Raw genomic sequence first — 12,348 nt, forward strand, 5'->3', positions numbered from 1 at the left:
ATAAAGTGTGAGTTTGATAAGGTCCGTATGTGTCTATGTGTTTAGACTCAAACACACATAAACACAAATACACATTGATTATTTTTAGGCTTACTTAGATAATGAACAAAACACAAACACACATATGAGGGTTTCCAGTGAAGGTTATTTCTTTTTTAAATCCGAAAGGCGGGTCTGGAAAAACAACCACCGTCATAAACGTTGCTACTGCTATGCAAAGAGCCGGTTATTCGTTAGCGGTTGTCGATACAGACCCTCAAATGAGCCTATCTAACTGGTCTAAAGAAGGGAACTGTGATTATGATGTTTTCACCGCAGCCAGTGAGAAAGACGTTTATAGCATCCGTAAGGATCTAAGTGATTATGATTTTGTCATTGTAGATGGTGCTGGTTCGCTTTCTGTAATTACTTCAGCAGCGGTTATGGTTAGTGACCTTGTTATAATTCCAGTCTCGCCAAGCCCTCTTGATTTTTCCGCAGCCGGTAGTGTTACATCAGTTCTTGAAGCTCAGGCATACAGCCGCAAAGTAGAAGCTAGGTTCCTGATCACTCGCAAAATTGACCAAACTACTATGTTGCAAGTATTAAAAGATAACCTCAAAGATACCGGCTTACCTTCTTTCAAAACAGCCATTTCTCAACGGCAGAGCTATATCAAATCTATTCTGGATGGTAAGAGTATTTTTGAAACTAATGATGGAAATGCAAAAGGCGAGATTGAAATACTAACCAAAGAAATTCTGACTATTTTTGAGTCATAATGCGCATTAACACATAAACACAAACGTGTATTTACACATAAGCGCTAAAACACAAAAGCGCATATGTGTTTAAATTAAAAGAGATACTTTATGGCACTAGAAAAAGTAAATGAATCATCAAATTCACAAAAGATGAAGTTCGGTGAAAACAGAGACTTAGATAAAATTCTTGAAAAAAGTACAAAAACAAAACGTATAAATGTAGATCTTGATGAAGATACTCAAATTCGATTCAAAGCTGCATGTGTCAAACGAAACACCACCATGAAAGATGTAATATCAGATTATGTTCATCAGTGGCTGAAGCAAAATGAATAGGTAGTGTTTTTCTAGGGATGATATATCATCCCTTTTTATTGCACTTTTATCTCAATTTCACTATGTAAAATTCAAAACAGAAGTGTCTCATGCTCGACTATTCGACCCAATCTGGTAGTTTTGGCAATGGTTGTTTTTTCCACGGCTCTTGCTCTCCAAGATCCCAAATTTCAGTGTTGTATGTTCCTGTTCCACCAAAATCAAGGCTTGGTCGTAACTGCGTTATGTAGCAGTACGCGAGAAAGCCATTCTCTCTCTTGCGTACCAATTCAGTCCAACCGACCGCATATATATCTTGTAGATATGCTTCCCAAGCAAACAGCACACCGGTATTGCTCCAATGCTCTAACTCAGGATAAAACCGTCTTATTTCCTTTATAAAATCAATCACGTCACTATTGAATTCATTATCTGGACATGGGTTGCTCGGGTTTCGTTGGAACGTTTCTTCATTAAAAACAAACATGCTCCGGTCCTCTACTTTAACTGGTAGTGTTTTTGCTTTTTATTATTGTACCTGTGATTTAATTCTTCACTTAGATTTTAGGTTGATTACCTATAAAGCCTAAAATATTTTTATATGTGTGTACACACATTAACACATATGTGTATATGTGACGAATCACACACAAATACACAAATACACATTAACACATATACACGTGAGTGTTTATGTGTATAATTAGTTTTGCCATACGTTATATGATTATAATAAGTACCAACACTAGGGTTATAACGCCACATTGTGGCGTTTTTTTTTGGCTGTCATTTTGGCAGGGCAGAAAAAATAGAGGTACAAAGCGCAGCACATAGCCGTCAATATGTCTTGTTTAGCTGTGGCTCGATCTTTGAATTAGCCTTTTCTAGCCAATTCATACTATTAGAACAATCCTTCTCATGACCAATGATTGTCAATACCTGTTTATAAGCATCATCATTCAACATGAATTTCAAACTATTCAGATAGCCATATAAAGGGTCCCTAACTATCACATCATCTGCCGTGACTGACTGCGCACATACCTGATAGCGGATATCTTTAATGTTTTGTACAACACTCATACAAGCTGGACAGTTGGCTTTGTATTTCTCTAAATCAGAATATCGCTGTCCTTCAATCCCTTCCATTGCAGAATAACTATTACCCAACGCTGGCACTGAGATCAGCGTAGTTATCAGAATGAAAGGCAAGGATATTGTAAGTTTCATTTTGGATTCTTAGTTTAGGTTGTTCTGCTGTTCACATAGCAGTTGCAACTCAGTCCATACCTCATTTTCCGAGGCTTTTAAAACCTCATCCAACTGATCTGGTGTCGTTGCTTCTAATACGGCTTGTCTATTCTCACCACTTAACTTACCGGACATGATTTGTACACCAGACATGATCATAGAGTGATATAAGTTCTGACGTTCCTTTTCATCTGATGAAAATATGCTATCCAGCATCTCCAGAACCCCGTTATAGCGCATAATTTCACTTTCACTGCACTGTGACGTATTCATTAGGTGTTTGAGCTCGTATAGCTTCTCACGCGCTTTAAATAGGGCATAGTTTAGAACTGTTTGATCTCGTTTCATTTCTGCCATCACATAATTAGGATTTTGAACGTTACAATTTGAAATTTGGTCTGCCTTAGCCATTCTGCTCTCCTGCATTTGTATTTTTACTATTAGGTAATACTCTAAACACACCTGTCTGGTAATTCATTATTATAGAACAGGAGTTATTAGCCGGTTGTAGCCTTGCTTCGATGTAAACAAGTTGTCCTTTCTGACCAAAATTAGCTGCTATTTCTGCTATTTTTCCGTATGCACTAATGTTAAACCAATCTGTAATCGGGTTTCCTTTCGAGTCATGTCGATTAATTGCAACAGAGAAGTAGGTCATTGCCTCACCGTTACGTTCTGAATACTTCAGATTATCTTTCGGTGACGAACCTAATCTTGCGATCAGTTGGACTTTGTTAAGTAATTCCATAGTTAAGCCTGAATAGCTTCAGTGTTAGATTCGGTTTCATGCGGTTCGTTCTCATCATCATTAGATGCGGCTGATTCATCATCCGCAAACTTCTGAAGTACATCATTAAGCAGGGTCACAATTGTTACTGGCATTTCGACCGTTACTGTTTCATCATTTTCTTGAATATCAGCAACTTTTTCGTGAATAGTTGTGCGGATTTCACTTAATTGTGAAAACACAGAATGTATTTCTTTTTTTGAAAAAGGTACTTTCTTCGCCGAAGGTACAAATTTCCGTGTAACTTTATTTTTGCCGCTATCTGTTGCCTTTTGCAATCCGGCAATGATCACATCATATGCCTCTTGATTCGTTTCTTCACACTCAAGCAGTATTTCTATAGCTAAATCTGAAGTAATCAGGTTCTTCCTGACAAGATCAGTGATTCTGTAATCTGCTCGGAACAAGCGTAATAATCTGTTGATCGTAACAACACTTGTATTCGTATATCGTGCAATTTCCTTTTTTTCCCATCCCATACTAAGTAAACGATGGAAACCATCAGCTTTTTCTAACGGAGCTAAAGGTTTTCCTTCTGAAGATGTCAGCATATTGACGATTTCGAGTTGCTGACTGCCTGAGAACTCCGTGACGTATACGCCCTTAATCGTGCAGCCTTCTTCCATTGCCATGCGTAGAGCGCAATATCTGTGGTGTCCATCAATAATCTGTAAGCGTGGCAGATTATCAACCGTTATAACTTTCACAACGATAGGTGGAACATAAACACCTGATACATACGAATTCTTGATACGTCCAGCATGTTCAGTATCGATCTCCCGAAGATTGAAGCCTTCCTGTACATACAGTAACTCAACGTTAACGCGATAAATATCACCACGCGAACACACCTTTTCCTCAAAGGCATCAGACATTTTACGTAATGTTGAGATATTGTGCGCTTCAGTATTTTTCTTCAGCGTAGGGTAGGGTAGGTCATTGAGAAGTACCTTGCTCATATTCGAATTTTGTTGACTGCTATTCGTAGAAATTGCTGCGTTAGTATTCATAGTCCTCGCCTTGTCATTGTGTAACTAGGTATTATTTTTATTCGACGTAAGGCTATCACACAGGATTTTCTATTTTCCTTAGTTACATAGGGAAAACGGCATCATTTCGATTTATGTGCACTGTTATCAATCAGTTAAAGGAGAACAACTTCAGAGAGTAAAATGCTTAAAGGTAATTATATCAATGACGTATCGCGAAAATCTTAAATTGATAATGATTGTTTCATTATCTTAATAATATTCAGAAATATGAATATAATTCTAAACGAAAGATGTTCTCAACTTAGGTATCTTGGTTGAAGCAATTACAGGATTGCGGTGAATCCTGCTGAATACGCTGGTGGATTTCCTCTAAATCTTCACTACGGGAAGATCTGAAATTCTCGTAGTGTATGCCGGTGAAAGCATTTCTCGCTTCATGCGCCAGCTTGTGTCAATTCCCTTTCCAGCGAACCATATTTTGCTAACACCTCGATTATTTATCTGGTCCAAGGTTTTCATCAATTGTTCACTTCCTTTGAACGTGCAATAACACAACCATCGTTAGCTAATGCTTCTTAGCGCTTGACGAGCTTCTGGGTATCTCGATCATAGCGGTATAAATGTATTGTCAGGTCTTGTATAAGAGTGACTGCATCATCAATGGCTTGAATTGGCACATTAAACCACTCTTTAGGTTTGTATGTCTTACCATCATTCCCGATAACATCAATATCTAAACGGACTTGCCCAAATAGTGCGTGCAATGCACTTTCCACAGAGTTTAGGTTCAGGCCCTTCAGGGGAATAACTTTGACTTGCTCTGCGCTATACATCAAAAATGCAGGATCTTTGTCAGCTTCTTTAAATCGAGTACTAACATCACGTTTAGTTAAACCAATTTTATATAAGTGTTTAAATTTAGCCTTTAATTCTGGCTTATTAGTTCTTGCAATATATATGTAACCTGTGGATTTTGACTGAGAGTAAATTTGCATTCGAGGGTCTGACTCTTCCGCAGATTTCACACGTTTTGCATTAAACACCGAGCCGTCAGTATTTAAGATACGCTTAGCGCCTTCATCTTCTCGTATTCTTTTGGTTAACGATCTGAGAAGCATCGTAGATTGAGTACCATTTTCAAAAATAATAAGCAGCCGTCTATCGTCTCGATCTGTGCCACGAAATATTTCACTCATATAATCAATGAATAACAACATTCCTTTAAGCAGATAGAAATTGCCTTCTTGGAACTCAAATACGGACAATTCTGATTCTGCGATAGTTCCGAAGCCTTTCGTCTTATACGTCAACCCTTTATGAACATCCTTGAAAAGCGGATCGAAAACATCAAAGTTTGGACAAGGCATTGTTTGCCCAACCTGTTCAGCTTTTTTGCGTTCTCGAATACGTTCAGGATTAGTTACGTTTTTAATATCAAAAATGCTTGTTGAAATAGAACTAGATGGTGAAAGTTGTTCTAGTAGTTTTGAGTTCAATATATCTTCGAACGTATCAAATTCTTCTACTTCCTGAACTAACACCTCCTCAGAGCTACCACTTGCACCCAACAAGTTGAACTCAGGCACTGTTGCAAAGTTAGCGATGAGGCAGCCTTTTGTCTTATTCAAAGGCCTTACATTTCAAAAACTCTGCTTACCAGGCGCATTTCGCCCAGGGGATCACCATAATAAAATGCTGAGGCCTGGCCTTTGCGTAGTGCACGCATCACCTCAATACCTTTGATGGTGGCGTAAGCCGTCTTCATGGATTTAAATCCCAGCGTGGCGCCGATTATCCGTTTCAGTTTGCCATGATCGCATTCAATCACGTTGTTCCGGTACTTAATCTGTCGGTGTTCAACGTCAGACGGGCACCGGCCTTCGCGTTTGAGCAGAGCAAGCGCGCGACCATAGGCGGGCGCTTTATCCGTGTTGATGAATCGCGGGATCTGCCACTTCTTCACGTTGTTGAGGATTTTACCCAGAAACCGGTATGCAGCTTTGCTGTTACGACGGGAGGAGAGATAAAAATCGACAGTGCGGCCCCGGCTGTCGACGGCCCGGTACAGATACGCCCAGCGGCCATTGACCTTCACGTAGGTTTCATCCATGTGCCACGGGCAAAGATCGGAAGGGTTACGCCAGTACCAGCGCAGCCGTTTTTCCATTTCAGGCGCATAACGCTGAACCCAGCGGTAAATCGTGGAGTGATCGACATTCACTCCGCGTTCAGCCAGCATCTCCTGCAGCTCACGGTAACTGATGCCGTATTTGCAGTACCAGCGTACGGCCCACAGAATGATGTCACGCTGAAAATGCCGGCCTTTGAATGGGTTCATGTGCAGCTCCATCAGCAAAAGGGGATGATAAGTTTATCACCACCGACTATTTGCAACAGTGCCGTTCGATGTCCTTTTCTTCGACCATCCAGGCCAGCATCGGGGCGGTGCCATAAGCGGTATCGCCGATAAGGCGTTCCGGTGTGAGATCGAACTGCGCCTCGACACGCTCGACCATCGTCCTAGTCGAATCGACTTCGGCGGTACGGTGCGCCGGGGTAGCTTCCACGTCCATGATCACACCGTGCTCAGTGTCGATCAGGTAATTCGTGGAGTAGGCAAAAAAGGCCGGGCCACCTGGCGCTGCTGTCCAACGGGACTGAGGATCAGTGAGCGAAATTTTCTTGGGAAGAGCCTCAGCCAGCGCCTCTTCATCAAGGGCTTCGAGGTACTCGCGCACTGCGCGGCTGCTGAGCTTTGGATCGTTCCAATCGACCTCATCTCCCGCCACCCCACGTTGCCGGCTGGCATCCGCCTTAATGATGCTGGCGTCGACGGCGAAACCTTCACCCTTGACTAGGCCGGCTGCCATGCAGCGCCGCAGCACCTCATTGAATAACCAGCGGAATAGATCGCTGTCACGAAAACGCCCATGGCGATTCTTCGAGAAGGTCGAGTGATTGGGGACTTCGTCTTCCAGACCCAACCGGCAGAACCAGCGATAGGCCAGGTTCAGGTGCACCTCTTCGCACAATCGCCGCTCGGAACGAATGCCATAGCAGTAGCCGACGACCAGCATGCGCACCATCAACTCCGGGTCAATCGAGGGACGCCCGATGGGGCTATAGAAATCTGCCAGGTAGGCACGTAGATCACTGAGATCCAAGCACTGGTCGATGCTGCGCAGGAGATGTTGGGCCGGGACGTGATCTTCCAGATTGAACGAGTAGAACAGGCGCTGCTGTCCTCCCGGTAACTGTCCCATCATGCTGTTCGCCCCCACGCTCGCTGACAAAGCAATTTTGCCAACGGCATGGGGAGGCCGCTACTTTTTCAACAGAATCGGCCGCACACAGCCATTCGGCTCAACAGAACCCTGCCTTTACCCCACCAAACTCCGGAAACTCGCCCGGTAGTCCGTCGGCTTGAGATGCACATGTTGGCTGAGGTCGCCGGGTAGCGTGAACAGGCGCGGACCGTCCCGAAACTGGAACACGCGATACAGATGGAATTGATCGCCCGCCTCCTTGGAGAATTCGAGTTCGTTGTGGCTGACCAAGAAAGACGAGCCTACCCCGCCATTGGTGGTTTTCACCTCGATGAAGCGCTCATGGGCGTCCTCTTCGAACGACAGGATGTCGAACCCCGCACCGTCTCCCTGGGTGTCGGACACCCAATCCAGCCGCTGAAAAAGCTCTGGGTGGCCGAGCTCGGTCAGGCGTTGCTGTTCGTAGCCAATCACCCACTGCTCCCCTGCCCGGCCCAGCTTGCGGTTGGCTTCATCGCGAGCGGCATAATCGAACTTTCGCGGTAGGCGTTGCCGTAGAGATGCCGGGGTACGCACAAGCACTTCACGGGCGGGTGGTTCTACCAAAGCCGCTCGGTAGGTTTTGTCACCCGGAAGTTTTACCTCCTCCAGGGCATCGACAAGAGCGCCGACCGTCTGCTGATGTTCCAGAACGTAGGCGTGTACGGATTTACGCAGCAGCAGTTGGCTGTTGCCGCGTGGCTTGTAGCCGTTGATATAGGGCAGGCCCAGGGCATCGAGTACGGCGCTAATGTTCTGGTGCTTGAGCTCGACTGAAGACTTGCTGCGACCGTTCAGCAGTTGGCGCAGTGCCTGGTTGTGCTCGGACTTGTTGTACGGCTCCCCAGCCGCCTCGGCACGCAGCATGTCGAAATAGTCTTCGACCGTGGCCAGGACCTCTTCTTCGGACCAGTCTTCGCCGATGCGAATGATGCGAAACCCGAGCCGCGTCAGCGCCGGAACGACGGTCGCCTCGCCACCGGAGAAGCTGTCAGCAGTGAGCGGGCCCTGCTCGGGAAATTGCTTGCCGAAGGCCACACCGGCGATGGCCTTGGAATCGCAATCGGTGCCGGTCTTCGGATCACGTACCAGGAAGTCGCGGGACTTGCCGTAGCCGTGGCGCGCCAGGAATTTCGTGCGGCCCAGTTGCACGAACTCATCGATGGCAGCCTGCACGGCGGCGGGGCTTCGAAGCTGGGAGAGTTGAGACACAGGGTCCTTCCTTACTGTCATGGTGTGCCGGGAACCGCCGAGCCACGAGATTATGAGTAGCCCCTGAACAGAAACGTCACGATAAAAGCCGTGAACGCCACCAGGCCCATTAAATCCCTTGCGTATTTGCAGCCCGTGCTGTCCAAACCTGTACCAGGTCCGATCAACACGCTCCAACCATTGAGGTACGAAAACACCGCCTGACCGAACAAAAAATGCGTGATAGCCGCCGCAGCCATGACGCCGGAATCGTCAGACAGGCTGTAGCTGTTGACCATTGCCCTGTACGCCTGCATCTGAAATGGCTATTGCCCTGATGGGAGCCGGCTTTTCAGCCACCGACACCAGCGATGCCGTCAATATTCTTTACCCGATAACCATGACCGTACAAGCTAACAAGGCCTGGCAAGCCAGCGGACTTAAAAAGTCTTTTTTTCTACCATCCCACAAAAAAGTTCGTGGTGGAGAAAAGATAAGCTATGCAAGGCTTTAGGAGACGTGGTTTTTCAGGATGACGAAGAACGATTCGGCGCTAGGTGCAACATAGGTGCATCGCACGAGCGCTAGGAACGGCGAAAAAAGGCGGACGTGGCGAAATCGGTAGACGCAGCAGACTTTAAAATTGGAGTGCCCGCGGGGAAATCCGCGGAGTAGAACCGCTCAAAGTCGGGGAACGCTAACGGGCAATACCCTAAGCCAATCCCGAGCCAAGCCCCTTCGGGGGAAGGTGTAGAGACTGGACGGGCGGCGCCTAAAGCCTTCGGGCAATGGCGAAGGGACAGTCCAGACCACGAACGTCATCAGACGGCGGCGAAAGTCGAGGTGGTACGAAAATCTGCTTCTCTGTGAGAGTACGGGTTCGAGTCCCGTCGTCCGCACCACAAAGCCAAACATCCCTGCGATGATCGACCTCTGGGCGTTTGGTCGTGAGCCCGCCACCCTCGCGCTACGCTTTGCGCAGGCGTCGAAGGCGATCAGGTGCGCCCATCGATTCCGTCGAGCACCATCGCTGCGAGTTCATCGCTGGTGTGTGCACCACTATCGAGAACACGGGTTGTGCATGGAAGCCGTTCCCTTGCGGCCAAGCATCGGGCGACATTCGCTAATCGCCACTCTCGAATCTCCGCATTTCGATTCGGGTCAGGATGCATGGTCTGGTTCGCGATCCGGTGACGCAATAGGTCCTCGTTGAGCGTCAGAAAGATGTGCAGCAGCTGATCGTCGATCCGCCTTACCCCGTCGAGTATCTCAGTCAGATAGTCCGGGTGCACGAGCGTCATTGGGATGATGATGTCCTGCGAGTAATTCCTTCGAATCTCCCTGACCGCCGCGATCGTAAGTCCCCTCCACAAGGGGAGATCCTGATAGTCTCCGCTCGCTGGCATGGGGACCGTTTCTTTCACCACGAACCCGATTTCCTCGGGGTCAAAGATCAGCGATTTGGAACGCCGATCGCGCAGCCGCTTAGCGAGCGTCGTCTTTCCGGCGCCGAAAGGTCCGTTGATCCAGATTATCATTGTCGACGGCCTCTAACCTGAAGGCTCGCAAGAGCGCTCGACGGCCTCGTGCGGAGGCACGATCGGAGTGGTTCCGAAATGCTTCTCAAGATAGGTGACGCCGAACGTCACGATGTCCTGCGCGTCGAACAGGTAGCACTGAGCAAAGCCCACGACACCTTCTCGATGGCGACCGAGCTTCACGTAAGCATTTGCTATAGTTTCAACCGCATCCGGCTTTCCTTCGATAGCAAAGCAATCGAGAATGCCGTTTGAATCGTAATCCGATGCCGTTTTCCAGGCGACTTCACCGTCTCTTCCAAGCATCGGCATCTCATACGTCACCCACCGTTTGTTGGGGATATCGGCAACCGCCTCGGCGTAGTGCAATGCGGTAACGGAGTTTAGCGGCGCACCCAACAGCAGGGCCTTCCCGCCAAGGCGAACGAACCGCTCGACGGGCGATCCTTCCCCCAAGGCGTGACCGAGTTCGTGAGGCTCCGTCAGCGTTTCAGCCAGCGGACCAACCGCGACCATCGATGCATCGGGGTGCGCGCTGCGCCGCGCGCCGGGGGCTTGAACCAGAAATTGATTCAGCAGGCCGAACCCACGGTAAGTCCCGGCTGTTGCGGGATCGAACGGCAGCCAGGTACGGCGGGCTTCGTCATCCAGCCGAGCGCCATTCAGAGTCTCCTCGTAGGGTGATCGGTCCCACGACGCGTATCCCATCACAGTGCCAGTCGGCCCAACCGCGGAGCGTAACGCGGCAACGACCGTCTCCGCTCCTCCTTCGACCGGACCAATCGCTTTAAGTGAGGCATGCACCATCAAGAGGTCACCGGTTTGGACTCCGAGTTTTTGAAGCGCCTCCGTTATTGCCTTCCGCGTATGCATCGCGATATCTCCTCTAAACTGCAAAACACTATACCTAATGGGCGGCGGTCAGACGGCGCGCCGGTGGCACGGGATGGGCCAGCGTTCGGCCGACGATCACGCCGGCAGCGAAGGCTGCGGGCGGAAACCAGTATCCTCGATAGAAGCGGTAGCCAGGACGCGCGACGACAACACCGCGATATCCATTATAGTAGTTGTGGGAGGAAAATAAAGTGTCATCCTAACTACAGGACCCTGCAACGTAGCAATTCCTGCAAAAATCCATTTAAAACAATGACTTATTTCAATTCTGCCATCTGCAAGCGTTTTGTGGGGATGGAGGCCGGAATCATTAAAGTATCATCCTAATTTTCGCTCAACCTTGGAAAATGCTGAGAATCGTAAAAATAAAGTTTCATCCTTTCCGCTACTAGTTCAAGGCTTTCTTCCGGCCGCCGGCAACAACGCTGCTTGGCTGAGGCGATCCACTTGCGCTACCGCTCACTGATCAGATCGAACTTGAACTCGACGAGCAGCCAACCATCAGGCCGAGCGTGATCGCCAAAAAAAACGGATCATGCGAAATCCTTCGTTGAGTTTGGCGCGGGTTTTAGCAAATCAGCTGGCCCGCGATCCGGTTGAGAGTGATCCGAAGCGGTCCTTGACGACCGGCACAAATCGGCCGATTCTGTTGAAAAAGTAGCTTTAGCGGCAGCCTGCCGATCAGGTGTGCCTGCTGTCGAAGTGGCTGCAAGCCACTTCAAGTTGCCTTCCGGCGTTTCACTGAGCGTCCTTGCTCAGGTTTAAGGGTTAATTTGAGGGTTTCTGCTCGTAGCAGGCATACCTATCCCGTCAGCGGTGGCCCTTGAGGCAAAAGCTTGGCCATGCGGCGCAGGTTCTGCACCATCGCAGCCAAGGTGAATTCGTCAGTGGCACCCGTTAGGCCACGCAGTCGTAAACGGTCGAGTTTCATGATCCGTTTGAGGTGGGCGAAAAGCATCTCCACCTTCTTTCGTTCGCAGCGAGAGACGAGGTACTCCGGTGTCTTGGCGATGCGTCGAGCCACGTCGCGGGCAGCCTCATGGATGCTGCGGACGATCTTCCGATTCGGCGTGTTGGGGCAGCATTTCGCTTTCAACGGGCAGGTGGCGCAGTCGGTTTGGCTGGAGCGGTAAATGACGGTTTTGGCCTTAGTTACCCGCGACCTTTGCTGGGTGAAGGCGCGCCATTCACTGCGTAGCGGTTTGCCGGCTGGGCAGCGATATTCATTGGCGTCCTGACTCCAGTGAAAGTCGTTACTGGAGAGGCTGTCGTCCTTGCGCTCGGTCTTGTCCCACACCGGCACATGCGGTTCGATGGGCACTGTTGCAAAGT

Annotated in this window: 14 protein-coding genes and 3 pseudogenes; 3 read left to right on the forward strand and 14 right to left on the reverse strand. The window is 48.3% G+C overall.

Annotated elements, in window-relative coordinates; genetic code table 11:
- Positions 1-137 precede the first annotated feature (137 nt).
- Positions 138-761 carry a ParA family partition ATPase gene (parA, locus tag M1F17_RS20530; RefSeq protein ID WP_048607650.1) on the forward strand — a complete coding sequence of 208 codons (624 nt, stop codon included), beginning with the start codon at positions 138-140 and terminating at the stop codon, positions 759-761.
- Between the two features lie 90 nt (positions 762-851).
- Positions 852-1,079, forward strand: a complete 228-nt coding sequence (locus tag M1F17_RS20535; protein WP_048607652.1) for a plasmid partition protein ParG — start codon at positions 852-854, stop codon at positions 1,077-1,079.
- A gap of 97 nt (positions 1,080-1,176) precedes the next feature.
- Here the strand turns inward: M1F17_RS20535 and M1F17_RS20540 are convergent, their stop codons facing one another.
- The 11 genes and pseudogenes from M1F17_RS20540 to M1F17_RS20590 all read right to left on the reverse strand — a co-directional run bounded on the left by M1F17_RS20540 (position 1,177) and on the right by M1F17_RS20590 (position 8,883).
- Positions 1,177-1,545, reverse strand: a complete 369-nt coding sequence (locus tag M1F17_RS20540; RefSeq protein WP_237737414.1) for a hypothetical protein — start codon at positions 1,543-1,545, stop codon at positions 1,177-1,179.
- Between the two features lie 350 nt (positions 1,546-1,895).
- Positions 1,896-2,288 carry a hypothetical protein gene (locus M1F17_RS20545; protein ID WP_237737413.1) on the reverse strand — a complete coding sequence of 131 codons (393 nt, stop codon included), beginning with the start codon at positions 2,286-2,288 and terminating at the stop codon, positions 1,896-1,898.
- 9 nt (positions 2,289-2,297) lie between these two features.
- Positions 2,298-2,720 (reverse strand): hypothetical protein, encoded by a 423-nt coding sequence (locus M1F17_RS20550; protein ID WP_099660670.1) that lies wholly within the window; start codon positions 2,718-2,720, stop codon positions 2,298-2,300.
- Positions 2,713-3,057 (reverse strand): single-stranded DNA-binding protein, encoded by a 345-nt coding sequence (locus M1F17_RS20555; protein ID WP_237737412.1) that lies wholly within the window; start codon positions 3,055-3,057, stop codon positions 2,713-2,715. The genes M1F17_RS20550 and M1F17_RS20555 overlap by 8 nt, the downstream gene beginning before the upstream one ends.
- Before the next feature lie 2 nt (positions 3,058-3,059).
- Positions 3,060-4,106, reverse strand: coding sequence for a ParB/RepB/Spo0J family partition protein (locus tag M1F17_RS20560; RefSeq protein WP_318837447.1), 1,047 nt, complete (start codon positions 4,104-4,106; stop codon positions 3,060-3,062).
- Between the two features lie 351 nt (positions 4,107-4,457).
- A pseudogene (locus M1F17_RS20565) lies at positions 4,458-4,625 on the reverse strand (DUF4113 domain-containing protein); the annotation flags it as partial.
- Between the two features lie 38 nt (positions 4,626-4,663).
- Positions 4,664-5,716 carry a GIY-YIG nuclease family protein gene (locus M1F17_RS20570; RefSeq protein ID WP_318837448.1) on the reverse strand — a complete coding sequence of 351 codons (1,053 nt, stop codon included), beginning with the start codon at positions 5,714-5,716 and terminating at the stop codon, positions 4,664-4,666.
- Between the two features lie 5 nt (positions 5,717-5,721).
- Positions 5,722-6,426, reverse strand: coding sequence for an IS6-like element IS26 family transposase (locus M1F17_RS20575; RefSeq protein WP_001067855.1), 705 nt, complete (start codon positions 6,424-6,426; stop codon positions 5,722-5,724).
- Between the two features lie 58 nt (positions 6,427-6,484).
- A pseudogene (locus tag M1F17_RS20580) lies at positions 6,485-7,354 on the reverse strand (IS1182-like element ISCfr1 family transposase); the annotation flags it as partial.
- A gap of 114 nt (positions 7,355-7,468) precedes the next feature.
- Complete coding sequence (locus M1F17_RS20585) at positions 7,469-8,605, reverse strand: DUF3883 domain-containing protein (protein ID WP_000080860.1); 1,137 nt, start codon at positions 8,603-8,605, stop codon at positions 7,469-7,471.
- 50 nt (positions 8,606-8,655) lie between these two features.
- Complete coding sequence (locus tag M1F17_RS20590; RefSeq protein ID WP_000248278.1) at positions 8,656-8,883, reverse strand: hypothetical protein; 228 nt, start codon at positions 8,881-8,883, stop codon at positions 8,656-8,658.
- 23 nt (positions 8,884-8,906) lie between these two features.
- Between M1F17_RS20590 and M1F17_RS20595 the strand changes: the two genes are divergently transcribed.
- The gene (locus tag M1F17_RS20595) at positions 8,907-9,098 is read left to right on the forward strand and encodes a hypothetical protein (RefSeq protein ID WP_000951934.1); all 192 of its coding nucleotides are present in this window, start codon (positions 8,907-8,909) and stop codon (positions 9,096-9,098) included.
- A 481-nt stretch (positions 9,099-9,579) separates the two neighbouring features.
- Here M1F17_RS20595 and M1F17_RS20600 read toward each other — a convergent pair whose 3' ends face one another.
- From M1F17_RS20600 to M1F17_RS20610, 3 genes and pseudogenes are all read right to left on the reverse strand, one after another.
- Entirely contained in the window at positions 9,580-10,122 is a 543-nt protein-coding gene (locus M1F17_RS20600; protein WP_000587837.1) for an AAA family ATPase, read from the reverse strand.
- A gap of 12 nt (positions 10,123-10,134) precedes the next feature.
- On the reverse strand, positions 10,135-10,995 hold the full coding sequence (aac(3)-IId, locus tag M1F17_RS20605; protein ID WP_000557454.1) for an aminoglycoside N-acetyltransferase AAC(3)-IId: 861 nt from the start codon (positions 10,993-10,995) through the stop codon (positions 10,135-10,137).
- Positions 10,996-11,818: 823 nt separating this feature from the next.
- Positions 11,819-12,331: pseudogene (locus M1F17_RS20610) on the reverse strand (transposase); the annotation flags it as partial.
- Between the last annotated feature and the right edge of the window lie 17 nt (positions 12,332-12,348).

Source organism: Providencia sp. PROV073 (assembly GCF_033688125.1).
Lineage (GTDB): Bacteria > Pseudomonadota > Gammaproteobacteria > Enterobacterales > Enterobacteriaceae > Providencia > Providencia hangzhouensis.

Coding starts and splice junctions, on each gene's coding strand:
- M1F17_RS20540 (WP_237737414.1), bottom strand. CDS start 1,545: ATGTTTGTTTTTAATGAAGAAACGTTCCAACGAAACCCGAGCAACCCA.
- M1F17_RS20590 (WP_000248278.1), bottom strand. CDS start 8,883: ATGGTCAACAGCTACAGCCTGTCTGACGATTCCGGCGTCATGGCTGCG.
- M1F17_RS20545 (WP_237737413.1), bottom strand. CDS start 2,288: ATGAAACTTACAATATCCTTGCCTTTCATTCTGATAACTACGCTGATC.
- M1F17_RS20550 (WP_099660670.1), bottom strand. CDS start 2,720: ATGGCTAAGGCAGACCAAATTTCAAATTGTAACGTTCAAAATCCTAAT.
- M1F17_RS20555 (WP_237737412.1), bottom strand. CDS start 3,057: ATGGAATTACTTAACAAAGTCCAACTGATCGCAAGATTAGGTTCGTCA.
- M1F17_RS20560 (WP_318837447.1), bottom strand. CDS start 4,106: ATGAATACTAACGCAGCAATTTCTACGAATAGCAGTCAACAAAATTCG.
- M1F17_RS20535 (WP_048607652.1), top strand. CDS start 852: ATGGCACTAGAAAAAGTAAATGAATCATCAAATTCACAAAAGATGAAG.
- M1F17_RS20575 (WP_001067855.1), bottom strand. CDS start 6,426: ATGAACCCATTCAAAGGCCGGCATTTTCAGCGTGACATCATTCTGTGG.
- M1F17_RS20600 (WP_000587837.1), bottom strand. CDS start 10,122: ATGATAATCTGGATCAACGGACCTTTCGGCGCCGGAAAGACGACGCTC.
- M1F17_RS20595 (WP_000951934.1), top strand. CDS start 8,907: ATGGCTATTGCCCTGATGGGAGCCGGCTTTTCAGCCACCGACACCAGC.